Source organism: Streptomyces beihaiensis (assembly GCF_026274175.1).
In the GTDB taxonomy this organism is placed as follows: Bacteria; Actinomycetota; Actinomycetes; order Streptomycetales; family Streptomycetaceae; genus Streptomyces; species Streptomyces beihaiensis.
Genome location: NZ_JAPHNL010000332.1, coordinates 14,805 through 41,029, shown reverse-complemented (window position 1 = coordinate 41,029; position 26,225 = coordinate 14,805). Strand labels below are relative to the sequence as shown.

General features: G+C 70.5%; 22 protein-coding genes, 1 tRNA gene and 1 pseudogene. 11 read left to right on the top strand and 13 right to left on the bottom strand.

The genetic code is table 11. The annotated features are described in order from the left end of the window. Window positions 1–50: 50 nt before the first annotated feature. The 11 genes from prmC to OFY01_RS30875 form a co-directional block, all read right to left on the bottom strand. Entirely contained in the window at window positions 51–896 is an 846-nt protein-coding gene (prmC, locus tag OFY01_RS30925; protein ID WP_266605565.1) for a peptide chain release factor N(5)-glutamine methyltransferase, read from the bottom strand. Window positions 897–951: 55 nt separating this feature from the next. Then, on the bottom strand, window positions 952–2,031 hold the full coding sequence (gene prfA, locus OFY01_RS30920; RefSeq protein WP_266605563.1) for a peptide chain release factor 1: 1,080 nt from the start codon (window positions 2,029–2,031) through the stop codon (window positions 952–954). 127 nt (window positions 2,032–2,158) lie between these two features. Beyond that, a complete protein-coding gene (gene rpmE, locus OFY01_RS30915) occupies window positions 2,159–2,380 on the bottom strand; it encodes a 50S ribosomal protein L31 (protein ID WP_030574381.1) in 222 nt (73 codons plus the stop codon). A 192-nt stretch (window positions 2,381–2,572) separates the two neighbouring features. Continuing rightward, window positions 2,573–3,673: an LCP family protein gene (locus OFY01_RS30910; RefSeq protein WP_266605562.1), complete on the bottom strand. Its 1,101-nt coding sequence runs from the start codon at window positions 3,671–3,673 to the stop codon at window positions 2,573–2,575. A gap of 364 nt (window positions 3,674–4,037) precedes the next feature. Then, a complete protein-coding gene (gene rho, locus OFY01_RS30905) occupies window positions 4,038–6,119 on the bottom strand; it encodes a transcription termination factor Rho (protein WP_266605561.1) in 2,082 nt (693 codons plus the stop codon). Window positions 6,120–6,515: 396 nt separating this feature from the next. After that, window positions 6,516–7,433, bottom strand: a complete 918-nt coding sequence (thrB, locus tag OFY01_RS30900; RefSeq protein WP_266605560.1) for a homoserine kinase — start codon at window positions 7,431–7,433, stop codon at window positions 6,516–6,518. 310 nt (window positions 7,434–7,743) lie between these two features. After that, window positions 7,744–8,802, bottom strand: a complete 1,059-nt coding sequence (gene thrC / locus OFY01_RS30895; RefSeq protein ID WP_266605635.1) for a threonine synthase — start codon at window positions 8,800–8,802, stop codon at window positions 7,744–7,746. Between the two features lie 15 nt (window positions 8,803–8,817). Beyond that, window positions 8,818–10,110, bottom strand: a complete 1,293-nt coding sequence (locus OFY01_RS30890) for a homoserine dehydrogenase (RefSeq protein ID WP_266605558.1) — start codon at window positions 10,108–10,110, stop codon at window positions 8,818–8,820. A 98-nt stretch (window positions 10,111–10,208) separates the two neighbouring features. Next, complete coding sequence (lysA, locus tag OFY01_RS30885; RefSeq protein ID WP_266605557.1) at window positions 10,209–11,600, bottom strand: diaminopimelate decarboxylase; 1,392 nt, start codon at window positions 11,598–11,600, stop codon at window positions 10,209–10,211. A gap of 48 nt (window positions 11,601–11,648) precedes the next feature. Beyond that, a complete protein-coding gene (nrtL, locus tag OFY01_RS30880) occupies window positions 11,649–12,677 on the bottom strand; it encodes an ArgS-related anticodon-binding protein NrtL (protein ID WP_266605555.1) in 1,029 nt (342 codons plus the stop codon). Between the two features lie 318 nt (window positions 12,678–12,995). Further along, on the bottom strand, window positions 12,996–13,505 hold the full coding sequence (locus OFY01_RS30875) for a response regulator (RefSeq protein ID WP_266605553.1): 510 nt from the start codon (window positions 13,503–13,505) through the stop codon (window positions 12,996–12,998). Window positions 13,506–13,626: 121 nt separating this feature from the next. Here OFY01_RS30875 and OFY01_RS30870 point away from each other — a divergent pair. After that, a tRNA-Arg gene (locus tag OFY01_RS30870) sits at window positions 13,627–13,698 on the top strand. Window positions 13,699–14,024: 326 nt separating this feature from the next. On the opposite strand, the gene OFY01_RS30865 is transcribed toward OFY01_RS30870, so the two are convergent. Then, window positions 14,025–15,011, bottom strand: a complete 987-nt coding sequence (locus tag OFY01_RS30865; RefSeq protein WP_266605552.1) for a DUF4268 domain-containing protein — start codon at window positions 15,009–15,011, stop codon at window positions 14,025–14,027. Between the two features lie 195 nt (window positions 15,012–15,206). Beyond that, window positions 15,207–15,581, bottom strand: coding sequence for a peptidoglycan-binding domain-containing protein (locus OFY01_RS30860; RefSeq protein WP_266605550.1), 375 nt, complete (start codon window positions 15,579–15,581; stop codon window positions 15,207–15,209). Between the two features lie 494 nt (window positions 15,582–16,075). On the opposite strand from OFY01_RS30860, the gene OFY01_RS30855 reads away from it, so the two are divergent. The 10 genes and pseudogenes from OFY01_RS30855 to OFY01_RS30810 all read left to right on the top strand — a co-directional run bounded on the left by OFY01_RS30855 (window position 16,076) and on the right by OFY01_RS30810 (window position 26,184). Then, a complete protein-coding gene (locus tag OFY01_RS30855; RefSeq protein ID WP_266605548.1) occupies window positions 16,076–17,374 on the top strand; it encodes a peptidoglycan-binding protein in 1,299 nt (432 codons plus the stop codon). A gap of 202 nt (window positions 17,375–17,576) precedes the next feature. Beyond that, window positions 17,577–18,635 carry a helix-turn-helix domain-containing protein gene (locus OFY01_RS30850; protein ID WP_266605546.1) on the top strand — a complete coding sequence of 353 codons (1,059 nt, stop codon included), beginning with the start codon at window positions 17,577–17,579 and terminating at the stop codon, window positions 18,633–18,635. 140 nt (window positions 18,636–18,775) lie between these two features. After that, window positions 18,776–18,964 (top strand): annotated as a pseudogene (locus OFY01_RS30845) (ABC transporter ATP-binding protein); the annotation flags it as partial. Between the two features lie 468 nt (window positions 18,965–19,432). Further along, the gene (locus tag OFY01_RS30840) at window positions 19,433–20,677 is read left to right on the top strand and encodes an ATP-binding protein (protein WP_266605544.1); all 1,245 of its coding nucleotides are present in this window, start codon (window positions 19,433–19,435) and stop codon (window positions 20,675–20,677) included. Between the two features lie 20 nt (window positions 20,678–20,697). Further along, window positions 20,698–21,576, top strand: coding sequence for a roadblock/LC7 domain-containing protein (locus OFY01_RS30835; RefSeq protein ID WP_266605633.1), 879 nt, complete (start codon window positions 20,698–20,700; stop codon window positions 21,574–21,576). Continuing rightward, complete coding sequence (locus OFY01_RS30830) at window positions 21,569–21,952, top strand: DUF742 domain-containing protein (RefSeq protein ID WP_266605542.1); 384 nt, start codon at window positions 21,569–21,571, stop codon at window positions 21,950–21,952. Before OFY01_RS30835 ends, OFY01_RS30830 begins: the two co-directional genes overlap by 8 nt. A gap of 3 nt (window positions 21,953–21,955) precedes the next feature. Further along, on the top strand, window positions 21,956–22,522 hold the full coding sequence (locus OFY01_RS30825) for a GTP-binding protein (protein ID WP_266605540.1): 567 nt from the start codon (window positions 21,956–21,958) through the stop codon (window positions 22,520–22,522). Between the two features lie 40 nt (window positions 22,523–22,562). Further along, entirely contained in the window at window positions 22,563–23,942 is a 1,380-nt protein-coding gene (locus tag OFY01_RS30820; RefSeq protein ID WP_266605538.1) for a cytochrome P450 family protein, read from the top strand. 89 nt (window positions 23,943–24,031) lie between these two features. Continuing rightward, window positions 24,032–25,279, top strand: a complete 1,248-nt coding sequence (locus OFY01_RS30815; protein WP_266605536.1) for a cytochrome P450 — start codon at window positions 24,032–24,034, stop codon at window positions 25,277–25,279. An 83-nt stretch (window positions 25,280–25,362) separates the two neighbouring features. After that, window positions 25,363–26,184, top strand: a complete 822-nt coding sequence (locus OFY01_RS30810) for an enoyl-CoA hydratase/isomerase family protein (protein ID WP_266605534.1) — start codon at window positions 25,363–25,365, stop codon at window positions 26,182–26,184. The last annotated feature ends 41 nt before the right edge of the window (window positions 26,185–26,225 follow it).

Below are 26,225 nucleotides of genomic sequence, written 5' to 3'. Positions count from 1 at the left end.
GCGTGCCTCCTGCTCGGATGCGGGTGCGGGTTCGTAGAAGTGGTCGAGGGTCATGGCCGCGCCTTGCGGGCGGTGGCGAAGCGTGGCCGGTTGTTGAGATCCGGGTGGTCGGCGGCGTCGGCCCACCCCAGTTCCTCGGTGAAGATCCAGGGCACCTGGCCGCCCTGGGTGTCCGCGTGCTCGACGACGACGATGCCGCCGGGGCGGAGCAGGCGGTGGGCGGTGCGTTCGATACCGCGGATGAGGTCGAGTCCGTCCTCGCCGGAGAAGAGGGCGAGTTCGGGGTCGTAGTCGCGGGCCTCGGGGGCGACGTACTCCCACTCGGTGAGCGGGATGTACGGGGGGTTGGAGACGACCAGGTCGACCTGTCCGTCGAGGTCGTGGAAGGCGTCCAGGGCGTCTCCCTGGCGCAGGTCGACCCTGGATCCCTCGACGTTCTTCCGCGTCCACCTCAGGGCGTCCTCGGACAGCTCCACGGCGTGGACGCGCGAGCGCGGCACCTCCTGGGCGAGCGCGAGCGCGATGGCGCCCGAGCCGGTGCACAGGTCGACGATGCGCGGCTCGACGACGTCCATGGCCCGTACGGCGTCTATGGCCCACCCGACGACCGACTCGGTCTCCGGGCGCGGCACGAAGACGCCGGGCCCGACCTGGAGCTCCAGGTAGCGGAAGTAGGCGTGCCCGGTGATGTGCTGGAGCGGCTCGCGGGCCTCGCGGCGCGCGATCACCTCCCAGTAGCGGGCGTCGAAGTCCGCGTCCTTGACGGTGTGCAGCTCGCCCCGCTTGACGCCGTGCACGAAGGCGGCGAGTTCCTCCGCGTCGTTGCGCGGCGAGGGCACGCCGGCGTCGGCCAGCCGCTGGGTGGCCTGGGCCACTTCCGCGAGCAGCAGGTTCACGCTGGTCCTCCGGGCTGAGCTGTGGACTTACGAGGGGGGCTGGGAAGGGTGGTGATTACGCGGCGGCTGCCAGTTTGGCGGCCGAGTCCGCGTCGACGCACGCCTGGATGACGGCGTCGAGGTCGCCGTCGAGCACCTGGTCCAGGTTGTACGCCTTGAAGCCGACGCGGTGGTCCGAGATGCGGTTCTCCGGGAAGTTGTAGGTGCGGATCTTCTCGGAGCGGTCGACGGTGCGGACCTGGCTGCGCCGGGCGTCCGCGGCCTTGCTCTCGGCCTCCTCCTGGGCGATGGCCAGGAGCCTGGAGCGCAGGATGCGCAGGGCCTGCTCCTTGTTCTGGAGCTGGCTCTTCTCGTTCTGGCAGGAGGCGACGACGCCGGTGGGCAGGTGCGTGATGCGTACGGCGGAGTCGGTGGTGTTGACGGACTGGCCGCCGGGTCCGGACGAGCGGTAGACGTCGATGCGCAGATCGTTCGGGTTGATCTCGACGTCGATCTCCTCGGCCTCGGGCGTGACGAGCACGCCGGCCGCGGAGGTGTGGATGCGGCCCTGCGACTCGGTGGCGGGCACCCGCTGCACGCGGTGCACCCCGCCCTCGTACTTCATCCGCGCCCACACGCCCTGGCCGGGCTCGGTGGCGCCGCCACCGCCCTTGGTCTTCACGGCGACCTGGACGTCCTTGTAGCCGCCGAGCTCGGACTCGGTGGAGTCGATGATCTCGGTCTTCCAGCCGACGCGCTCGGCATAGCGCAGATACATGCGCAGCAGGTCACCGGCGAACAGCGCGGACTCGTCGCCGCCCGCACCGGCCTTGATCTCCAGGATGACGTCCTTGTCGTCGGACGGGTCCCGGGGCACGAGCAGCAGCCGCAGCTTCTCGGTGAGCTCCTCTCGGCGCGCCTCCAGCTCCTTGACCTCGTCGGCGAAGTCCGGGTCGTCGGCGGCGAGTTCGCGGGCGGTGTCGATGTCGTCGCCGGTCTGCTTCCAGGAGCGGTACGTCGCGACGATCGGGGTCAGCTCGGCGTAACGCTTGTTGAGCTTGCGCGCGTTGGCCTGGTCGGCGTGGACCGAGGGATCCGCGAGCTTCTTCTCCAGATCGGCGTGCTCGCCGATGAGTTCCTCGACGGCCTCGAACATCTCCGGCTCCTGCTTTGTGTACGTCGTGTGTGAGCGACGTGTACGTGAACGAAAGGGGGCTGCACCGCAAAGCGCCGGTCCCGGCGCCCCCACGGAAGGGGCGCCGAGGACCGGCGCTGGAGCCTCGCTACTTCTTGGCAGCGGCAGCCTTGCCGAAGCGGGCCTCGAAGCGGGCCACACGGCCACCGGTGTCGAGGATCTTCTGCTTGCCCGTGTAGAACGGGTGGCACTCGGAGCAGACCTCGGCACGGATGGTGCCGGACGAGATCGTGCTGCGGGTGGTGAACGACGCGCCGCAGGTGCAGCTTACCTGCGTCTCGACGTACTCGGGGTGGATGTCGCGCTTCAAGGTGTCTCCTAGGTTCGGGAGGGCGCCGGGTCGCAGCCGCGGGATGCGGAAGCGTGAACCGGAGCCGACGTACCAGTCTGCCAGGACTGGCCGTATCCCCCAAAACCGGGGGGCGGACGAAACTATTCCCGGGCCGCTTCCCGGGCTGCTCCCGGGCTGCTTCTCGGTCTGCTTCCCCGGTCCGCTCCCGGGCTACTTCACGACGCCGTCGGCCTGGCCGGTGGCGGTGCCCTCGGTGGCGGCCCTCGGGATCGCCCTGTCGGCCTTGAGGGCGTCCCAGACGGTCTGGGCCTTCGTCTTGTCGAGCAGGACCCGGTTGGCGTCGGCGGTGTCGTACTGCACCGGCATGGTGACCATCTTCATGTCCTTGGAGCCGATGCCCTTGAGGCCGCTCGCGAACGAGTACAGGTCCTTGACCGAGCCGAGCTCCGAGTCGGTGGTCACGGTGTTGGTGGCGGTGTCGGCGAGCTCGTACAGCTTCTTGGGGTTGCTGAAGACGCCGATGTGCTCGACCTGGTCCATGAGGGCCTTCATGAAGGCCTGCTGCAGCTGGATGCGGCCGAGGTCGCTGCCGTCGCCGACGCCGTGGCGGGTGCGGACCAGGCCGAGCGACTGCTTGCCGTTCAGGGTGTGCGTGCCCGCGGCGAGCTTGAGGTGGCTGTCGGGGTCGTCTATCGCCTTGCTGGTGGTGACCCGGACGCCGCCGAGGTCGTCGACGAGCTTCTCGAAGCCGCTGAAGTCGACCTCGATGTAGTGGTCCATCCGGATGCCGGTCATGGACTCGACGGTCTTGACCGCGCAGGCGGCGCCGCCCACGGAGTAGGCCGAGTTGAACATGGCGTGGTGCTGGGCGGGGTGCGTGGTGCCGCGGGTGTCGGTGCAGGCGGGCCGGTCGACGAGGGTGTCCCTGGGTATGGAGACGACACTCGCCTTCTTGTGGCCCTTGTATATGTGCACGATCATCGCGGTGTCCGAGCGCGCGGACCCGTCGTCGATGCCGCCACCGGCCTTCTTGTTGGCCCCGGCGCGACTGTCGGAGCCCAGCACCAGGATGTCCTGCGAGCCGTTGTCGACGTTGCGCGGCCGGTCCTTGCCGAGGGCCTGGTTGATGTCGACGCTCTTGATGTTGCCGTCGAGCTTGAAATAGACGTACCCGAGGCCGGTGCCGCCGAGAACCACGACGCCCGCCGCGCCCCACGCCGCGACGCGCAGCGCCTTGCTGCCCGCGCTGCGCGGCTTTCGGCGGCGGCCCCTGGCGCGACCGCGCCCGGGCTTGCTCTCACTGTCCGGCATGTACTCCTCGCAGGGTCTTTCGTGATGGGGCCCGCTGTGCGCCTCACTGGGTGTGACGGCGAACCGCCCTGAAGGGTTGCACAGAGTCCTGTGGCCCTTGCGGATGTCGCGTGCGCGGAACGTAACGCCCAGGCACGAGCAATACCCTTGCGACCAGGACTTTTATGGTCATCTATGCCATGTCCTGGTCAGGGGACCGTGTGGCCAAGGTCTCCGGACGCGACCGCGGACACGACAAGCCGCGGACGACAGGAGGCCGACAGCGGACGCGGCAGCGGACCCGACAGCGGACGACAAAGGGCCGGGCCCCCGCCGCGGCAAAGCGGTGGGGGCCCGGCCCGGGACGAACCCGTCCGCGAAGCGACTAGTCGCTCGAACCGTTCGGCGTCGGCGTCGTCTTCTGGATCTGCAGCAGGAACTCCGCGTTGGACTTCGTCTGCTTCATCTTGTCGAGCAGCAGCTCGATCGCCTGCTGCTGGTCGAGCGCGTGCAGCACCCGGCGCAGCTTCCAGACGATGGCGAGTTCGTCGCTGCCGAGCAGGATCTCTTCCTTGCGGGTGCCGGACGCGTCCACGTCCACCGCCGGGAAGATGCGCTTGTCGGCGAGCTTGCGGTCGAGCTTGAGCTCCATGTTGCCGGTGCCCTTGAACTCCTCGAAGATCACCTCGTCCATGCGGGACCCGGTGTCCACCAGGGCGGTGGCGAGGATGGTCAGCGAGCCGCCGTCCTCGATGTTGCGGGCCGCACCGAAGAAGCGCTTCGGCGGGTACAGGGCGGTCGAGTCGACACCACCGGACAGGATGCGTCCCGAGGCCGGCGCCGCCAGGTTGTAGGCGCGGCCCAGACGCGTGATGGAGTCGAGCAGCACGACGACGTCGTGGCCGAGCTCGACGAGCCGCTTGGCGCGCTCGATGGCGAGCTCGGCGACCGTCGTGTGGTCCTCGGCCGGGCGGTCGAAGGTCGAGGAGATGACCTCGCCCTTGACCGACCGCTGCATGTCGGTGACCTCTTCCGGACGCTCGTCGACCAGGACGACCATCAGGTGGCACTCGGGGTTGTTGTGCGTGATCGCGTTGGCGACCGCCTGCATGATCATGGTCTTGCCGGTCTTCGGCGGGGCCACGATCAGACCGCGCTGGCCCTTACCGATGGGCGAGACGAGGTCGATGATGCGGGTGGTGAGCACGCCCGGGTCGGTCTCCAGGCGGAGCCGGTCCTGCGGGTACAGCGGCGTGAGCTTGTTGAACTCCGGGCGGCCGCGGCCGGTCTCGGGCGCCATGCCGTTGACCGAGTCGAGGCGGACCAGCGCGTTGAACTTCTCGCGGCGCTCGCCCTCCTTGGGCTGGCGGACCGCGCCGGTGACGTGGTCGCCCTTGCGCAGGCCGTTCTTGCGGACCTGGGCGAGGGAGACGTACACGTCGTTGGGGCCCGGCAGGTAGCCGGAGGTCCGGATGAACGCGTAGTTGTCGAGGATGTCGAGGATGCCCGCGACGGGGATCAGGACGTCGTCCTCGGAGATCTGCGGCTCGTTGCCGTACTCGTCGCGGCCGCGACGGCCACGGCGGTCGCGGTAGCGGCCGCGGCGCCCACGGCGCCCGCCCTCGAAGTCGTCGTCCTGCGGGCCGCTGCCGCCCTGGCGGTCCTGGCGGCCGCCGCCCTGGTGCTGACGGTCCTGGCCGCCGCCCTGCTGCTCGTCGCCGCCCTTGCCGCGACGGTCGCGGTCGCGGTTACGGCGGTCGCGGCCACCACGGTCGCCGCGGTCACGGCGGTTCTCGTTGCCGGAGCCGTCCTGGGCGCCCTCGCCCTTGTCACCCCTGTCGGCCTTGTCGGCCTTGTCGGCCTTGTCGCCGCCCTGGCGGTCCTGCCTGGACTCGGCCTTCGCGCCGTCCTTGGACTCGGCGGCCGCGGTGTCGGCGCCGGAGGTCTCGCCGCGACGGCGACGGCGGTCGCCGGACTGCTGGTCGTCGCCCGCGCCCTGGCCCGGGATCTCGATCTGCTGGGCGCCGGCCTTCTGCGCCTTGGCCTCACCCGATCCGGCCTTGTCGGCGCCGTCGGCCTTGTCGGCCTTCGCGGCCTTGGCGGCGGGCTTCGTCTCGGCCTCCGCCGTCGTGGGGGCGGCGGAGTCTTCTTGGGTACGGGCCTTCGAGGTGGCGCGGCGCTTCGGCTTGGCCTCGGCGGCGTCGGCGCTCTTCGCGGAGGCTCCACCTCCCGCCTGCGCCTCCTTGATGACCTCGATCAGCTGGCTCTTGCGCATCCGCGCGGTGCCCCTGATGCCGAGGCCGGATGCGACCTGCTGCAGCTCGGCCAGCACCATGCCCTCGAGGCCGGTACCGCGGCGCCGCCGGGAACCGGAGGCGGGCGCGGCAGAGGCGTCCCCTGCGGATGCTGCGGGCGCGGCAGCGGAGCTGTCGGCAGTCACGCCCATCAGATCGGTGGTGTCGCTCACGAAGGGTCCTTCCCTGGAGCGGACGTCGGCCTGTCTGGCTCGGCGACCGGTTGTGCTGTCCGGCGGTGGTCCTGCCTGTACGGACCGTGCCGGGGCGGTTGTCCGCCGATGTGGCGGAAGAATTCACTGGTGACGGCGTTTTCCTTGGCCGCGGGTGCACTGGCTTGTGGTGTCACGCGGCTCGGTCACGCCGGTTCCGGAGCATGCTCGCCGACGTTCAGCACCACGTCCCGAGGTACGGGGACGCTGTGCGGAATCGCTGGGGAGGCTCCCGGAAGAATGGTTGTCCCGGACGGGGACACACGGCACCTCGCCAAAGTGAGGTCGGGTGCACACTTGAGGTTAACACTACCGGATCCAACAAACATTCCCCCTCTCGTCATCCGGCAACCGTGTTCAGGAGCCAAGCGGCAGCACGCTCGCTCCGTCGACGTCGAGGGCGAGGCGGTTGGCCGCCCAGCCCTCACCGGCCAGCCGGGCGACCTTGTCGGCCGACTCGTCCTGCACCAGGGCGATGACCGTCGGCCCCGCCCCGGAGATCATCGCGGGCACCCCGTCGACCCGCAGCCGCTCCACGAGGGCGGCGCTCTCCGGCATGGCCGGGGCCCGGTACTCCTGGTGGATGCGGTCCTCGGTGGCGGGCAGCAGCAGCTCGGGGCGCCTGGTCAGGGCCTCTACGAGCAGGGCGGCCCGCCCCGCGTTGGCCGCGGCGTCCACGTGCGGGACGGTGCGCGGCAGCAGTCCCCTGGCCTCTTCGGTGAGGACCGGCCTGCCGGGGACGAAAACCACCGGAACGACGGAATCGGCGGCCTCCAGACGGATCGCCCGGCCCGCCCCGTGCTCCGTCCAGGCGATGGTGAAGCCGCCGAGCAGGCAGGGGGCCACGTTGTCCGGGTGGCCCTCGATCTCGGTGGCGAGTTCGAGCAGCGCGGCGTCGTCGAGCCGTGCGTCGCCGCCTATGGTCACGGCGCGGGCGGCGACGATGCCCGCGCAGATCGCGGCGGACGAGGAGCCCAGGCCCCGGCCGTGCGGGATGCGGTTGGCGCAGACGATCTCAAGGCCGCGCGGCTGACCGCCGAGCAGGTCGAAGGCGGTGCGCAGGGACCGTACGAGAAGGTGCGACTCGTCGCGCGGGAGGGTCTCGGAGCCCTCACCGGCGATGTCGATGTGCAGCCCGGAGTCGGCGACCCGGACGACCACGTCGTCGTAGAGCCCCAGCGACAGGCCGAGGCTGTCGAAGCCAGGGCCGAGGTTGGCGCTGGTGGCGGGGACGCGCACCCTGACGGCGGCGGCGCGGAACGCGGGACCGGCCATCGCTCGATGACTCTCCTTGCGCTGCGGGATGTTTCGAGGTGTTTCGAGAACTTCCGAAGACGGTGGGACAAGGGCCGCGTTCGTCGGTACAACGGCAGACATGTGGCGCCATGTGGCGACATGCGCCGGAATACGACGGAACAGCGGCGGCACCACTGCATATGCGGTGCGCGGGTTCGGTACAGCCTATCGAAGGAAGGTTCTGTGGCGACATAGGGCGCACAGGAGGCGCACGATGCGTGTCGTAAGCCCCCTGTGCACCCCCTGTACGGAAACGCCCAGTTGACGGGGGATCAGGCCGTGGCGATCGTCAGGCGAGGCCGAGCCGCTCGGCCGCGGCGACCGCGTCGACCGGGACGGTGACGGGCTGCGGCGCGCCGGCCACGGCCCAGTCGGGGTCCTTGAGGCCGTTGCCGGTCACGGTGCAGACGATCTTCTGCCCCTTGTCGACCTTGCCCTGCTCAGCGGCCTTCAGGAGGCCCGCGACGGACGACGCGGAGGCGGGCTCGACGAAGACGCCCTCCTGGGAGGCCAGGAACTTGTAGGCGCGCAGGATCTCACGGTCCGTCACCTCGTCGATGAAGCCGCCGGACTCGTCGCGCGCGGCGATCGCGTGCTGCCAGGAGGCCGGGTTGCCGATGCGGATCGCTGTGGCGATGGTCGAGGGGTCCTTGACCACCTCTCCACGCACGATCGGGGCGGAGCCCGACGCCTGGAAGCCCCACATGCGGGGGGTGCGGGTGGCCGGTCCGTCGGCGGAGTACTCCTTGTAGCCCTTCCAGTAGGCCGTGATGTTGCCGGCGTTGCCGACGGGGAGCACGTGGATGTCGGGGGCGTCGCCGAGGGCGTCCACGATCTCGAACGAGGCGGTCTTCTGGCCCTCGATGCGGTACGGGTTGACCGAGTTGACCAGCGCGACCGGGTAGTTCTCCGAGAGGCGGCGGGCGAGGTCGAGGCAGTCGTCGAAGTTGCCGTCGACCTGGAGGATCTTCGAGCCGTAGACGAGCGCCTGGCCCATCTTGCCGAGCGCGATCTTGCCCTGCGGCACGAGCACCGCGCAGACCATGCCGGCGCGCACGGCGTACGCGGCGGCGGACGCGGACGTGTTGCCGGTGGAGGCGCAGATGACCGCCTGCGCGCCCTCCTCCTTGGCCCGGGTGATGGCCATGGTCATGCCGCGGTCCTTGAAGGAGCCGGTGGGGTTGGCGCCCTCGACCTTCAGGTGGACCTCGCAGCCCGTGCGCTCGGAGAGGACCTGCGCCGGCACGAGCGGCGTGCCGCCCTCGCGGAGCGTGACGACCGGCGTGGTGTCGGTCACCGGGAGCCGGTCCCGGTACTCCTCGATGATGCCGCGCCACTGGTGGGTCATTCCGGTCATGAGCTGCTACTCCCCTTCGACACGCATGATGCTTGCGACACCGCGCACGGTGTCGAGCTGGCGCAGCGCGTCCACGGTCCCGGTGAGGGCCGCGTCCGCCGCGCGGTGGGTGACGACGACGAGGGACGCCTCGCCGTCCTTCCCCGACTGACGCACGGTGTCGATGGAGACGCCATGCTCGGCGAAGACCGTGGCGACCTGCGCGAGGACGCCTGGCTTGTCGGCCACGTCGAGGCTGATGTGGTACCGCGTCACGACCTCGCCCATCGGGGAGACGGGCAGCCGGGTGTACGCGGAGTCGCCGGGTCCCGTAGCGCCGTTGAGACGGTTGCGGCAGACGGCGACCAGGTCGCCGAGTACGGCGGACGCGGTCGGCGAACCGCCGGCGCCCGGACCGTAGAACATGAGCTGCCCGGCCGCCTCGGCCTCGACGAACACGGCGTTGTACGCGCCGCGCACGGAGGCCAGCGGGTGGGACAGGGGGATCATCGCGGGGTGGACGCGGGCGGTGACGGACCGGCCGTCGGCGGCCCGCTCGCAGATGGCGAGCAGCTTGATGGTGCAGCCCATCTCCTTCGCGGAGGCGAAGTCGGCGGCGGTCACCTCGGTCATGCCCTCGCGGTAGACGTCGTCGAGGCGCACGCGCGTGTGGAAGGCGATTCCGGCGAGGATGGCGGCCTTGGCGGCGGCGTCGAAACCCTCGACGTCGGCGGTCGGGTCGGCCTCGGCGTACCCGAGCGCGGTGGCCTCGTCGAGCGCCTCCTGATACCCGGCACCCGTCGAATCCATCTTGTCGAGGATGAAGTTGGTGGTGCCGTTGACGATGCCGAGGACGCGGTTGACCTTGTCGCCCGCGAGGGACTCGCGCAGCGGGCGCACCAGCGGGATCGCCCCGGCGACGGCGGCCTCGTAGTACAGGTCGAGGCCGTGTTCCTCGGCGGTGGCGTGCAGGTCCGCGCCGTCCTGGGCGACCAGCGCCTTGTTGGCGGAGACGACGGAGGCGCCGTGCTCGAAGGCGGTGGTGATGAGGGTGCGGGCGGGCTCGATGCCGCCGATGACCTCGACGACGACGTCGATGTCGCCGCGTTTGACGAGCGCGGTGGCGTCGGTGGTGATGAGCGCCGGGTCGATGCCCTCACGGACCTTGGAGGGGCGGCGGACGGCGACACCGGCCAGCTCCAGCGGAGCGCCGATCCGCGCGGCGAGGTCGTCCGCGTGCGTCGTCATGATGCGTGTCACCTCTGAGCCGACCACCCCACACCCCAGGAGCGCCACCTTCAGCGGACGCGTACGCATCATCCGACCTCGTTTCTGTAAGTACATCTCTGGTAGAGCCAGTCTCACCCACCGGACCGGGCTTTCTGCGCCCGGTCCGGATGATGAGACAGCTATTTCACTTATCCGACATCGAGGCGCAGGAGATCTTCCTCCGTCTCGCGCCGGACGATCACGCGCGCCTCACCGTCGCGCACGGCGACGACCGGCGGGCGCAGAACATGGTTGTAGTTGCTGGCCATGGAACGGCAGTACGCGCCGGTCGCGGGCACGGCGATGAGATCACCCGGGGCGATGTCGGCGGGCAGGAAGGCGTCCTTGACGACGATGTCCCCGCTCTCGCAGTGCTTGCCGACGACACGGGCGAGCATCGGCTCGGCGTCGGAGCGGCGGGAGGCGAGGGCGACCGTGTACTCGGCGTCGTACAGGGCGGTGCGGATGTTGTCGGACATGCCGCCGTCGACGGAGACGTACGTCCGCAGTCCTTCGAGCGGCTTGACCGTGCCGACGGTGTAGAGGGTGAAGGCGGTCGGGCCGACGATGGCGCGGCCCGGCTCGACGGAGATCCGGGGCACGCGCAGCTCGGCGGCCTCGCACTCCCGGCTGACGATCTCGTTCAGCGCCTTGGCGATCTCGTGCGGTTCGCTGGGGTCGTCGTCAGAGGTGTACGCGATGCCGAGCCCGCCGCCGAGGTCGATCTCGGGCAGCTCGATCCCGTGCTCGTCACGCACCTCGGCGAGCAGTCCGACGACGCGCCGCGCGGCGACCTCGAACCCCGCCATGTCGAAGATCTGCGACCCGATGTGCGAGTGGATCCCGATGAGCTCGATCCCGTCGAGTTCGAGGGCACGTCGTACGGCCTCGGCGGCCAGGCCGTCGGCGAGCGCGATGCCGAACTTCTGGTCCTCGTGGGCGGTGGCGATGAACTCGTGGGTGTGCGCCTCGACGCCGACGGTGACGCGGATCTGCACGCGCTGGCGCTTGCCGAGCCGCTGGGCGATGTGGGCGACGCGGACGATCTCCTGGAAGGAGTCGAGCACGATCCGCCCGACGCCGACACTGACGGCCCGCTCGATCTCGTCCTCTGACTTGTTGTTGCCGTGGAAGGCGATCCGCTCGGCGGGCATCCCTGCGGACAGGGCGGTGGCCAGCTCCCCACCGGAACACACGTCGAGGTTGAGCCCCTCCTCGTGCAGCCACCGCACGACGGCACGCGAAAGGAACGCCTTCCCGGCGTAGAAGACGTCGGCGCCGGGCCCGAAGGCGTCGCGCCAGGCGGCGCAGCGGGCGCGGAAGTCGGTTTCGTCGAGGAAGTAGGCGGGGGTACCGAACTCCTCGGCGAGCCGGGTGACCTCGATGCCAGCGACGGTCACCGCGCCGTCGGTGGCGCGCCCCACGGTCTGCGACCAGACCTTCGGGTCGAGTGCGTTGAGGTCGGCGGGCGGGGCGGTGTAGTGCCCCTCGGGCAGAACGTCGGCGTGCCGGGGGCCTGCGGGGTGGGCGGAACGGCTCATGGCGGGTGGCGCTCTCTTCGTCTCTACAGGTCTTGCGAACCTGGTGGCCTACAGGTGCTGGGGTGCGTCGATGCCGAGCAGGGAGAGGCCACCGGCGAGCACCGTCCCGGTGGCTTCGGCGAGCGCGAGCCGGGCGCGGTGGGCGGCCGAGGGTTTCTCCTCACCGACGGGCAGCACGGTCGTGTTCAGCCGCGCGAGGAAAAGATCGGCGACGTCGACGAGGTGCCGGGCGAGCCGGTCCGGGGCGCGGTGCCGGGCGGCGGAGAGCAGGATGCGCGGATGGTCGGCGAGGGCGGCGACGAGCCCGTCCTGCACGTCGGCGCCGCCGCCGTCGCCGGGCTGGGCGCGGAACCCGAGATCGGCGGCATTGCGCGTGAGGGCGCGGGTGCGGGCGTGGGCGTACCGGACGCGGAAGAGCGGGTTGCTCTCGCGCTGGGCGAGGTGCGCGGCGCGCTCGACGGCGGTGGCGGTACGGGGGTGGTCGGCGACGGCGGGCCTGAGCAGCGCCCAGCGGGCGGCATCGGAACCGATGAGCCGGACCAGGTCCCGCGGGTGGGCGGGGACGGGCCGGAAGGTGACGTCGCCGGGCCGCTGGGCGCGCACGACGTGGACCTCGGCGCCCTGGCTGCGCCCGATCCGGGCGACGGCATCGGCGACGACGCGGGCCCGCGGCTCATCGGGAACGCGGAGCTCGACGCGATGACCGCGCAGCGAGTCGCCATGTCCGTACAGCAGCCCTTGCCGCTGGATGTCTTCGACGAGTGGCCCGCAGTCCCGGCCCCGCGCCCCGAGGGTGAGGTTGAGGAACCCGGGCCCGGTGACGTCGGCGGCGACGATCCCCGGGGTGGCGGTGAGCCGCCGCGACAGCACCTCGGCGACTTCCCTGGGCGGGCGCCCGGCGGCCTTGGCGATCTGCAGGGCGACGTTGGTGGCGTAGTCCCCGTGCCCGCCGGCGCGCGGCCGCTCGACGACGATGCGGGCTCCCCCGCCACCGCGCGCGCCCGCACGGAACTCACCGTCGTCGACCGCGCCGCCGACGGCGCGCAGGACGGTACGGGAGAGCTCTGCGGGGGTCACGGGACAAGCGTAGGCGAGAGGGGGGGTGGGTAGGCGAACTGATTTGCCCGATGGTCCGCGATGCGGACGGGGTGGGAGGGGCGGAGGGGCGGACGGTGCGGAGGGCCGGGCGGACCGGGTGGACCGGGTGGACCGGGTGGACCGGCGCGCGGAGGTAGGGCTGCGGTCGGAAGGGCTGCCGTGGGGAGCTTCGGCCGGGAGGGCCTTAACGGAGACGGCCTTAACGGAAACGGCCTCGGCGAAGACGGCCTCGGCGGTGGGGACCGTGGCGATAGGGGCCTTGGCGGGGAGGGCTTTACCGGAGAGGGCTGTCGAGGACTACGCGCCCGGACGCCCGGCGCTCTCCGGCTCGTCGGCGGGACGCGGGCGGGCGGCACCGGACGCGGCGGCCCCGTCACGCCCGAGCTCGCTCAACTGCCGTACGACCCCGACCAGTTCACCGGGCTCGAACGGCTTGGCGAGGAACGCGTCCACGCCGACGTCGAGGCCACTGTCCACCTCGTTGCGACTGCAGGCGCTGACCACGACGACCGGCACCTCGCGGGTACGCGCGTCCGCCCGCAGCCGGGCCGCTGTGCGCAGGCCGTCGAGGCGGGGCATGACCACGTCCAGGGTGATGACGTCGGGCCGCACCTGGTGCACGACGTCCAGGCATTCGGCACCGTCAGCCGCGGTCACGACCTCGAAACCCTCCAGTTCGAGGTTGACCCTGATCAACTGCCGGATGACCTTGTTGTCGTCCACGACAAGGACCCGGCCCGACGCGCCTGGCACCCTTCGAGCGTAGGTCGACACGGGCCGCCGCGTCCCGGTTTTCCCTACTTCCACCCCGTAACGGGTTTCCGGCCCTCCCACCGTCGCGGACCGGTCGCACTCCGCAAATACCTGTTCACGGGCACCCCTGACGAGCTGGTAGGGTTCTACCCGTCGCCGCGCACGACGCGGCAGCGCCCCCGTAGCTCAGGGGATAGAGCAACGGCCTCCGGAGCCGTGTGCGCAGGTTCGAATCCTGCCGGGGGCACCCAGCATGAGGTGCCCAAAGACCCCGTCACCAGTGGAAACGCTGAGGCCGGGGTCTTCGCATTTGTGCGGGCATGTGCCGCCCGGAGCGGCCGTATGTCGGGGTCCGTGGACGAGGCGTGGACGGGACTTGGAGCATCGCCGCAGGTCACGCCGTATTCCGCAACGCCCGGCACACGCTCACCACCGACTCCCCCAAGTGCCGATCCGGTCGGGTAGCCCGAGGGATATACCCCGAGCTCCCACGGCAGTCTCCCGAACAATCGGTCTCCCTCCCGGGGGCCGATCCCCGCTCGCCTGCCTCCGACTCCGCCCTTGCGCCCTGGGTCATGCGGTTGCCGTTGGCAGCCCCCCACAGGCGCGGATGGCCTCCCGGAACTGGCGCTGCGAGTGGACGAACCACTCGATGAACACATCCCAGTCGTCCACGTCTTCGACCCTTGCGTCGTCGCGGTAGTCCGCTATACGACAGCTCCGCCTTTCTTCCAGCGGCTCGAAGGTCAAGGCCGCACCGTAGACGCCCTCCAAGGCATCACGCTTGTCGAGCAGATGCTGATAGCGGCTGGTGTTCACCATCGCGTCCGAATGCCCCAGATACAGTTCAGAACGGAGCCGCCCCCGGGCGAATGACACCGAGAAGTTTGCGCCGGAGACTCCGGCAGATGTGTTGAACCAGTTTTCCTTGGGTCCCTTGCGTGCCCGGGTCCATGACAGTCCTTGAGCGTTGAGTGCTGTGAGGTAGCGCTCCCAGAACTGCCCGTAGAGCACTGCCCGGTCACTGGACCCTCCTTCCCGGACCTGTGCCGCTGAGCGCACCGTCTTACCCCAGTCGTTAGGCTGCGCGACAACTCGCAGCAGTGGTGCCGGCAGGGAGTCGCCGATCCGGACCACCGAGACTTCGATGCCAAAGAAGCACGTCTCCGTGTCGGTCCTGGCATTGAGCCAGTCCAGAGCGGCCCGATGCTCTTCACGGAAGGCTTTGGCGACCCACACAATATTCGCCGCGTCAGTTCCGCCGGCGTAGGTGAGGAGCTGCCCGAGGTGGGTGTGGTCGGTGGCTTCGAGCTGATTCTCGATGATCACGGACCGGCCGGTGCGGAGATCCGTGCCGATCAGGTCGAGGGAGAAGTCACCCACGGAGTGCTCGGCGGAGGTGATCTCTAGTTCCATGTCGAGCGCTTCGCCAAGGATGTCGGGGTTGGCCAGCAGCCAAGGGGTGAAATCGAGCGCCTCGTGGGTCCAGATCTCACGCAGTGGCACTGGCTGAAGGCGCCCCAGATCAGCCGCCGCGGCGTTCTCAGGAGTCAGCGTCATGGACGGAGTGTAGAGGGGGAACCAGACTCGGCCCCCCTCGCCGGGGCACCCTGCAAGAGCAGCCCATAGGTTCCTCACCAGCGGAAACGCTGTGTCCGGTCCCCCTGGACAGTTCCAAGGGGCCCGGACACGGCGGTTGGTCTCACTCGTATGCGCGAAGCAGGACACGGGCCCCGGCAGGGCGGAACCTCGAAGTCAGCACAGGCGCTCCGCCTTGACGGGAAAGTCGCTGACGCCGTCCATCTCGTGCCAGGTCTGGGGACCGACTATGCCGTCCTGCTTGAGGCTGAAACAGCCCTGAAACTTGATCACGGCGTTGTACGTCAGCCCGCCGAAGATGCCGTCCACCTTGAGGTCGGCACCGGTCACGTTTGCGTTCAGTTCACACTGGAGCTCCTTCACCGCCGCCCCGGTGTCGCCGTAGCTCAACTCGGGTTCCGCGACGGAGTACTTGGCGCAGTACTGATAGCTGTAGGCGGCGGATGCGGTACCGGCGCAGACCACACCCGCGCCGAGGAGCAGGGCGGTCGTGGTCGCGAGTGTGATCAGCCTTCCGGCTTTTCTGGGCATGGGGAACTTCCTCGTCGACAGGGGTTCGGGTAGGGGCGGGCCGGCCGGACTCAGGCGCCGTGGACGGTCGAGGAGTCGAGCGCGGGTCCAGGCGCGTCGGGGCGCGGCGCCGCTGCGGTCAGGACCGTTCCACAGCCGGGATCCGCGGGGCAACACCGATCCGTCCCACGACGTACCATCCGCCGTCCCACAGCCGGCCGTTCGCCGTCCCACGGTTCTGACCAGCTGTTTCCCCGGCTTCCTTCGGCGATCGCGGGACGTCTGCCAGCCGGTGGGCGCCATGTCCCGGGCAGCGTCCCGCCGTTGTGCTCAGCCGCAGGTCAGCGATGTGAGACGTCCCAAGGGATCCCAACCTGCCGCGTGCACTGGCGGGATGGTGGCGCCGTGCCCAAGGCTGGTCGTCGCCGGTCGGCATCCATTCCCCCCTCTCTCCTACGCACCACTCCATCCACCCCTACCCCGGGCATGCCCCCGGGACGTCAGGAAGAGAACACGTGACCACAACGCTCCTCCGCACACCCAGACGTGGGGGCGGCTCCTACGTCGCCTCGCTCGCGCTCGTCCTCGCCGCGGTACTGGTCGGCCTGCTGCTCGGCCCGGCCGTGCCACAGGCCCACGCGGCGACCGACGTACGCCTGCTCCAGCGCGACCTGGCCGGCCTCAGCTACGCGCCGCTCAGCGGTGTCGACGGCATCTACGGCAGCCAGACCACCGCGTCGGTGCGCCACTTCCAGAGCGACAACGGCCTCTCCGTGGACGGTGACGCCGGGCCCGCGACCATGGGTGCGCTCATCGCGAAGGTCAAGCAGGTGCAGAGCAAGGCCGGCTCCTCGGCCGACGGCGACTACGGCCCCGCCACCATCAGCGCCGTGAAGTCCTACCAGAGCTCCCACCGGCTCGACGCCGACGGCATCGCCGGTCCGCTCACCATGGCCGCGATGAACATCGACCGCATCACTTCCAGCGGCACCGGCACGAGCAGCGACACCAAGCTGCTCCAGCGCAACCTCGTCGGCCTCGGCTACCTCGGCGCGGGTGGCGTGGACGGCGTCTACGGTCCGGCCACCAAGGACGCGGTCCTGGCCTTCCAGAGCGACAACAGCCTGGAGGTCGACGGCATCGCCGGTCCGCAGACCGACGCCGCGCTCACCGCGAAGGTCAAGCAGGTGCAGAGCAAGGCCGGCACCTCGGCCGACGGCGACTACGGCCCCGCCACCACCAGCGCCGTGAAGTCCTACCAGAGCTCCCACCAGCTCGACGCCGACGGCATCGCCGGCCCCCGCACCATGGCCTCCATGGGTATCGCCCGGGAAGTGGGCGGCGGCACCTCGGGGGGTGAGAGCGGCGGCACGCCCAGCACTCCCCCGCTGTCCGGCAGCACCCGCGACAAGATCGTCCAGGCCGCCCGTTCGCAGCTCGGCGTCACCGAATGGGGCAACAACTGCAACCCGTACGGCCCCTGCGAGGCATGGTGCGCCCTGTTCGCCAGCTGGACCTGGCGGCAGGCCGGCATCAACTTCAGCACGGCGTTCAGTGGTGCCTTCTACTACTACGGCCGCGACCACGGCACGCTGCACAGCGGCCTGAGCGACCCGCAGCCCGGTGACGCCATCGTCTTCGGCAGCGGACCGCAGAACACCAGCACCAGCGTGCACGTGGGCATCATCGAGAAGGCCTACGCGGACGGCACGGTCGACACCATCGAGGGCAACTCCCACAACCGGGTCGAGCGTCGCCACTTCAGCCCGGCCGCGCGCGGCGCCTACGCGATCATCTCGCCCGCCGGGGCGTGACCCCCGTCCGGTGCCCGGTCCGAGCCTGCTCGGGCCGGGCACCGGCGTGCGCCGTAGCGGGCACAGTATGCTTCTCTCGACTTCTCGGACCGGAGCACCGGGCCTGAGGCGGGGGGCAGTTAATCAGCGGACCGGCTGGGGGCCGGTCCGACGCTGTGCCGTCGGCTCGGCCGGTGGTCCATCAGCGAATGGGCAGCGCACAGTGAGCGACAGAGATCTCCGCCTCCCGGCATCCTCTTCCCCCTGCCCCGATCCCACCTCCGGGCTTCACGCGGAACTGCTGTCGCTGAAGCAGCGGTCAGGACTGAGCTACGCCCGGATCAGCACGCTCACGCACTACTCGAAGTCGTCCTGGGAACGCTGGATCAACGGAAAGCAGTTCCCGCCCCGTGCGGCCGTGGAGAGTTTCGCCGCCGCCGCGGGTTCGGCCGCCGGGCCACTGCTGGAACTGTGGGACCGCGCCGAGCGAATACGCGGCACCGGCGACACGGAACGGGACGAACGGAACACGCAACGGCCCGACGACACCGCACCCCCGCCTGTCGCCGAACCCGTCGCCGCCCCTGTCGTCGCCCCTGACTCCGACGCCGAACCCGTCGTCGCCCCTGACTCCGACGCCGAACCCGTCGCCGCCCCTGTCGTCGCCCCTGACTCCGACGCCAAGCCCGACGCCGCTCCCGTCCCCGACGCCGAACCCGTCCCCGTACCGGTTCCCGTCCCCACATCCGCGCGACGACCGGGACGTCGCTGGTCGTCGCCTTCTCTGATCGCGGCGGCGGTCGTGTCCTGCGCCGTCCTGACGGCCACCGGTCTCGCGATCGCGCACTACTCCTCGAACCACCCGGAGAAGAGGAAGCCCGGCATCGCGAACCAGGCCATGGGGAACCGCGCCTCCGTGAGCACCGACCCCGTCGGCTGCACCCACGCCGGCTGCACGGGCAAGGACCCGATGGCCATGGGATGCTCCCGGGACGGCCAGACACTCGCCCTGATCCTCAACGGCAAGATGGTGATCGAACTCCGTTACAGCAAGGCGTGCAGCGCGACCTGGGGGCGTATCACCTACACCAGCCCCAAGGCCGTCGTCGACGTGAACAACTCCAGCGGCGTCACCGAGGCGAGCCCGGTGCACTGGGGCAACGACGTCTACTCCCCGATGGCCGAACTGAGCGGGCACCAGACGTCCTGGGCCTGCGGCACCCAGCCGGACGGCAAGAGCCGGACCTGCACGGTGCACAGCCCGGTTCCCGCCCCGCGCTGAGGCCAGGCACCAACGGGCGACGGCCAACGGGCCCCTCGGCGACGGTCAGTTCGACGGCACCGCATCGGGACAGACCGGTGCCTGCGGGAGGGACACCGGCACGGCAGCCTGAAGCTCGGCGCCCAGATGCGCACCCAGCCCGGATCGCCCGGCCGCAACGACGCCTGGCCACCACCACCGTCTGCGTCACCCACGAACAGACCGAGGCGATGACGCTCGGCGACCGCGTCGTGGTCATGCGGCTTGGTGTCGTCCAGCAGGTCGGCACGCCCTCGCAACTCTACGACTTGGCGCGCATTCACGTGACGAGCGGAGCGCCGTCCTCACCGCTGCCGTGGCCGTACTGGAATCCCACCGCGCGACGTCTTGTCCATGGCTCCCGCTGGGCGAGGGCCGGCGCCTCGGCGGCCGCCGCGCGGAGCGCGAACCGGGCGGGGCCGTGGGGCAGTTGTGCGCTGGTGGGACGGCCTGTGGCGCGGCAGGCGGCAGCGGCGACCATAGGGCCGGAAGACGGGGCCGAGAGCCTTTGGCCGCCAACTTCCGTGTTACGTCCATGTGTTGCCGGTGAAAAGACGTGGAGGCGCGGCCTCCGGTCTGTTGTTCGACGGTGATAGCATTCCGGCGTCCGCGACCTTGATCCACTTTGACCAGGTGGTGACCTGACGTCGGTTGTCGCGGGCCCTCGCTGTGCGTATCCGTCCACGCCTGCGTGCCGCGTGCCGGGAAAGGTTTCCATGACTGAGGACATACTTCTTTGGTGCCTGGCTGCGATAGCGGTGATAGCCATAGCCGCGGTCGTGGCACTCGCACTCCGCAACAAGGCCCTGGGAGCGAGGAGAGGGGAGGCCGAGGCCGCGCTCGGGAACCGGCTGAGTTACGCGGAGGCCGAACTCGGCCGCGTACGCGGTGAGCTGGCGCGGGTCCTGGGCGAGCAGGAGGCCGCCATCCGGGAGGCGGAGCAGGGGGCCGAGGAGAGCACCAAGGCGGTTCTCAAGGGTGCCGCCCGCTTTCTGCAGAGTCTCGCCGCCGAGCAGACCGCCCTGCTCGACGAAGTTCAGCGCAAGTACGGTGGGCACGGTGTGCTCGCCGACCTGATGGACGTCAACCACGCCAACGCCCAGATGGCCCGCAAGGCCCAGGGCATCGCGGTCATGTGCGGCGCGCCGCTGGGCCGCCGCAACCAGCCCGCCAGCGTCTACGACGTCGTGCGCAGCGCCCAGAGCCAGATCCGCAATTTCCAGCGGGTCGAGATCATGCAGCCCAGCGGCATCGCGCTGAAGGCGTCCGCCGTCGCGCCGGTCGCCCTGGCCGTCGCCGAACTGCTCGACAACGCCGCCAGTTTCTCGCAGGCGGACGCACCGATCGAGGTGACGTTCCAGCGGGTCCAGAAGAACCTGTGCATCGTCATCGACGACGCCGGTGTGAGCATGAGCGACGAGGACCGGCAGAAGGCGACCGCGCTGCTGTCCGGGGATTCCGTCCCGCAGCTGTCCCAGCTCGGCACCCAGCCGAAGTTCGGCTTTCCCGTCGTCGGTCTGATCGCCCGCCAGTACGGCTTCAAGGTGGATGTCACCGGAGTCTCCCGGTACGGCGGTGTCAGGGCCGTCGTCCTGCTGCCCGAGGAGCTGTGGACCATGGAGGAGACTCCGCCGCCCGCCACCGAGGCGACGGCACCGGCGACGACAGCGGCGCCGGTGAGCGGCATCCGGCCCGTCCCCGAGCGCGACCAGGGCGGTGCGCGTACCGTCCACGGCCTGCCCAAGCGTGGCGCGCGCAAGTCGCCGGTCGTCGGTGTGTCCTCCTGGCAGAGCGCGCCGGGCGGGACCGCGAGCGTCCCCGGCGAAGGCCGAAGCACCCCCGGCGATGGCCGAGGCGCCCCCGGCGGCGAGCCACAGCCACAGCCACACCAACAGCCCCAGCAGCAGCCGCAGCCCGCGAGGGCTTCCCGTGGGTCCGGTGGTGGCCTCGGGGCCTTCCAGCGCGGCACACGGACCGGCCGTGACCTCGATGCCCCCACGCTCGAAGGGTCCGAAGAGACATGACCACCACAGACCTGTCCTGGATGGTCCAGGACGTCGTGGACAACGTTCCCCGGGCCCGGCACGCCGTGGTGCTCTCCGCGGACGGGATCGCGCGCGGCGCCACCGACGGCCTGGCCGCGGCGGACGTACGGACCGTCTCCGCCGCCATGGGCGGGATGCAGTCGCTCAGCCGGGCCACCGCCCACTTCGCCGGGCCGTCGCGGGACCGGCAGTGGCGGCAGACGGTCATCGAGTTCGAGCACGGCTGGGTGTTCCTCATCGGAGCCGGGCAGGGCGCCTATCTGGCCGCCGCGGCGGAGTCCGACGTCGACATGCAGCAGATCTCCTTCCGCATGCACCGGCTCGTCGCCCGGCTCGGCAACAACCTCACCTCGCCGCCTCGGGTGAACCCCGGTGAGGGGAGACGGGACCGAGGGGACGTGTCGGCACACACCCAGGGGGCGGGCAGCGCGCGGTTCGTGCTCCCCGAGCTCGACGAGGCGATCGCCTCCGTGCCGGGCGCGCGGCACGCCGTACTGCTCGGGACGGACGGGCTGCCGCGCGGGGCCAGTACGGGGATCGGCCGGGACCTGGCGGACACGATCTCCGCGGCCATGACGGGTATCCACGCCTACAGCCGTGCGACCGCGCCGTTCGCGAGCGGGCTGCGCGACGACGGGTGGCGGCAGACCGTCATCGAGTTCCAGCACGGGTGGATTTTTCTCATCGCGGCCGGTGACGGGGCCTTCCTCGCGGCGGCCGCCGAATCCGAGTGCGACATCGAGGAGTTCACCACCCGTCTGAGTGACCTGGCGCCCGCGCTCACGGCCCCGCGGCGGCCACTGGAGTCGCGGGGCGAGCCGTCGGACCGCGAGCTGTCGGCCCACGCGGCGCGGGGAACGAGGGCGGACGATGCGTGAGGACCCGGACGGCGAACTGGAGCTGACGTCCGCGCTGGTCCCGCTCTTCGTCATCGCGAAGGGACGCGCGCTGCCCGCCGAGAACGAGTACGAGCACACCACGCTCGTCACCGCCCGGGACGACACGTCGGCCGCCGCCCGCACGCTGTCCCCGGAGGCCCGCACCGTCATGGACCTGATCGCCGACGGCTTCCTGTCCGTGGCCGAGGTCTCCGGCTACACGCGGCTGCCGCTGGGCATCGTGCGCATCCTGCTGGCGCAGATGGCGGAGGACGGCCTGATCTTCGTGAGGAATCCGGCGCCGCGTGCGGAGCAGGTCGACCGTGAACTGCTCAACGCCGTGCTCGACGGCCTGAAGACCCGATTCGGAGCGTAGCCCGTGTATCTGGATCCAACCGTGTCCCGATCCGTGAAGATCCTGGTCGTGGGCCACTTCGGCGTGGGGAAGACCACCTGCATCGGCAGCATCTCCGAGATCGAGCCGCTCCAGACCGAGGAGGAGATCACCGAGGCCAGCGAGGGCTTCGACGACCTGTCCGGGACCCCGGAGAAGACGACCACGACGGTGGCGATGGACTTCGGGCGGCTCACCCTCAGCGACACCCTGGTCCTCTACCTGTTCGGCACGCCCGGCCAGGAGCGTTTCAAGGAGATGTGGGAGGGCCTGGCCAGGGGCGCCCTGGGCGCGCTGGTGGTGGTGGACCCCGAGCGGCTGCACGAGAGCTTCCCCGTCCTGGACCTGGTCGAGCAGTTCGGCCTGACGTGCGCCATCGGCGTCAACCGCTTCGACGGGACCCCCGACTATCCGCTCGACGAGGTGCGCGAGGCGCTCAACGTGTCCGAGCAGACCCCCGTCGTCCACTGCGACGTGCGCGACCAGGACTCCTCGGCGCAGGCACTCATCACCCTTGTTCAGCACCTCATGACCAGACTCGGCCAACCATGACCCCACTCGCCCCACTCGGCCCACTCGGCTAGGAGCGCCCATGCATCAGCAGTCCGACACGGCCGGGGAACCGGCCGGTTGCCCCGCTCACGGCAACATCCAGTTGTACGGGCCGGAGTTCGGCTCCGACCCCGAGCGCCACTACGCCCGCCTGCGCGCGCAGGGCCCCAGCGCCCCCGTCGACATCGCGCCGGACGTCCAGGTCGAGCTGGTGACCAGTTACGACGCGGCGCTGCACATCCTGCACAACCCCGCCTCGTTCGTACGGGACGCGCGCCGCTGGAACGCGCTCAACGAGGGGCGGGTGCCCGCGGACAGCCCGGCGCTGCCCATGATGGGCTACCGCCCCAACGCGCTGTTCAGCGACGGCGCGGCGCACGCCCGGCTGCGCCAGGCGGTCACGGACAGTCTGGCCACCGTCGACCAGGTGCGGCTGGTGCGGCTGACGCAGCAGTCGGCCGACTACCTGATCAGCCGGTTCAGCTCCGAACCGCTCGGCCAGGCCGAGCTGATGTCGGCCTACGCGCAGCCGCTGCCGCTGCTGGTCTTCAGCGACCTGTTCGGCTGCCCGCCCGAGCTCGGTGACCGTGTCATCGTCGGGATCAGCGGCATCTTCGAGGGCGCTTCGGGGGCCGACGAGGTCCTGGGCGGCGCGCTCGCCGAGCTGATCGCGCTCAAACGCCGACAGCCCGGCGAGGACCTCACCACCCGCCTGATGGTGCACTCCGCGCGGCTGACGGACGAGGAGGTGCTGCACCAGCTGGTGACCCTGCTGTCCGGCGGCACGGCCCCCCTGACCGCCGCGATCGGCACCAGCAGCGCGCTGTACCTGGGCGAGGACTGGCCGACCGGTCTGCCGATCGAGGACGCCGTCGTACAGACCCTGTGGAACTACGCGCCGATCGCCAACTACGCCGGTCACTACCCGACGCAGGACATCCAACTGGGCGACAGGACCCTCAGGGCGGGCGACCCGGTCCTGATCTCCTTCGCGGCGGCCAACACCGACCCCAAGCTGAGCGAGCACCGTGAACAGCTCAGCGCCAAGGCGCACTTGGCGTTCGGTGCCGGACCGCACGCGTGCCCGGCCAAGGACCCGGCGTTCATGATCGCGGCGACGGCCGTGGAGTCCCTGCTCAACCGGCTGCCCGACACCGAACTGCGCGTCCCGTTCAAGGAACTCGCGTGGGCACCGACGCCGTGGAGCCGCACCCTGGTGACCGTTCCGGTGCGGTTCACGCCGCGCGCGGTGCCGCAGGCCGCCGCCCGGAACGCGGCGCCGCGTTCCGGCCAGGCGGAGCGGCCGTCGACCGCCGCCGCACCGCAGTCGCCGTCGGCTCCTCGGCCGGCCCACCATGCCGCGGCGCAGCACAAGGGCGGGCTGTTCAGCCGATTCCGGGCATGGGTGAGAGGTGAGTGACGTACGTAACTCTACGAGGGCACAGTGTTATTGGATGGTTCAAATAGCGTAGGGGTACGTATGGCGGCTGACTGAAAGGGGCCGTCATCTTGCCGAGTGTCACGCTTCCGTCCACCGACCGCCGCGCCACCGCCTCCTTGTTCTCGCGTCTCAGAACGCCCAAGGGGCAGGCCGACCCCTTCCCGATCTACGCCGAGCTCCAGGGCCGGGGCGCCGTCAGCCCCGCCCCCTGGGGCGGCTTCCTCGTGACCGGATTCCGCGCCTGTGACCAGATACTGCGGAACAACAACTGGCTGGAGCCGGACACCCGGTGGCGAGAGAGACAGGGGGGAAGTACCCGCTGGAGCGCCCCCTCGTCCCGGGAGATCAGCCGTACGCTGCCCGCCCTCAACCGGCCGGAGCACACCCGCGTCCGCCGGTCGGCGGGGAGCTTCGACCGCACCACCATCGAGCTCATCGGCCGGCGGGTGAGCCGGATCGTCGACGGCCTCCTCGACATCGTGGACGAGCGCGTCCGCGCCGGGGAGGCGGACTTCGCCGCCCTGGTGAGCGAGGAACTTCCGGTCGCCACCATCGGCGACTGGCTCGGGCTGCCGAGCGCGGACTGGTCCCGGTTGCGCGAACTGACCCACGACCAGGTCTTCACCCAGGAGTTGCACCCCACCGCCAGCCAACTGGCCCGGTCCGACACCGCCATGGCCGAACTGCGCGCCTACTTCCTCGGCCTCGTACGGGAGCGGCGCCTGCGCCCGGGCGAGGATCCGGTGTCCAGATGGATACGCAACTGGGACGCGCTGGAACCGGACCGCGACAAGGCCGACGAGGCGGTCTACTTCCTCGCCCTGTTCGTTCTGCTGGCGGCTCTGGAGACCACCTCCACCCTTCTGTCGACGATGACGCTCCGCCTCGTCGAGGAACCCGGCCGCTGGAGCCTGCTGGCCGAACGTCCCGATCTCGTGCCCGCGTTCGTGGAGGAGACGCTGCGCCATGACCCTCCCACCCATGTCATCAGCCGGATCGCCGCCCAGGACTGCCTCCTGGACGGCTACGAGGTCCGCGCGGACGACATGGTCCACCTCATGGTGGGAGCGGCGCACCGGGACCCCGACCGGTTCAGCGACCCCGACGTGTTCGACCCGCGCCGGGCTCCCACCCATCTCGCCTTCAGCGGAGGCATCCACTACTGTCTCGGCGCCCCGCTGGCCCGCCTCGAGGCCCAGACCCTGCTGAGCCGAACGGTCGCCCGTCTCCCCCGCCTCACCCTCGTACGCCGCCCCTCGCACGCTCCCCGCATCGCCTTCCGGCGCCTGCTGAACCTGGATGTCGCCCCCGCATGAACCAGACCACCGCTCCGACGACCGCCGCACCCGCCACCACCACGGCCGCTTCCATGTCCTCGTCCTCCTCCACGACCGCTTCCATGACTTCTTCCGCTCCCGTTTCCCCCGCCTCACCCGCCTCCCCCGCCTCACCCGCCGTTCCCGAGGCCGCCTTCACGCACATAGGCATCGAGGAGAGCGGCGCCGTCCTCCACGTACGGCTCAACCCCGGCGCCCAGGACGACACACTGAGTACCGGCGTCCTGGACGAGCTCATCGCCGTCCTCGACGACCTCCATGAACGGCCTGACATTCGCGTCCTGGTCCTCTCCTCCCTGGGCGAGGACTTCTGCCTGGGGGCCGACCGCACGGAGTTCCAGGACGTCCTCGCCATGGACCCGTCGGGGACCGCGCTGCGTCGCGTCGCGGACAAGTCCCACCGACTGTGCCAGGCCCTGGAGAACACGCATGCCGTCACCGTCGCCCGGCTCCACGGCAAGGTCGTGGGGGCCGGTCTCGCGCTGGCCGTCCACTGCGACCTGCGCGCGGGCGCGGACACCTGCCGGTTCCGCATGCCGGAGGTCGGCGTCGGTCTGGCGCCCGCGTGGGGCGGCGGCATGGGGCGCCTGATCGTGGAAGCGGGCGCCTCGCGGATCCGTGAACTCATGCTGACCTGCGAGGTGTTCGACGCCGACACCGCGCACCGGCTCGGCCTGCTCCACAAGGTCGCGCCGCTCGACCGCCTCGACGAGACCGTCACGGCCATGACCAGGCCCCTCGCCCGGCGCTCCCCCGAGGCGCTCGTCCTGACCAAACGCATGCTCAACGGCTATACGAAGGCGGCCCGTACGGCCGACATCGCGCCGCTGGACGCCCATCTCCTGGCGGCACGACTGACCCCGCAGGCGCCGCCCCGAACGTAAACTCCTGACCATTTTCCCTGTGAGACCTTTGTGCGAATGTT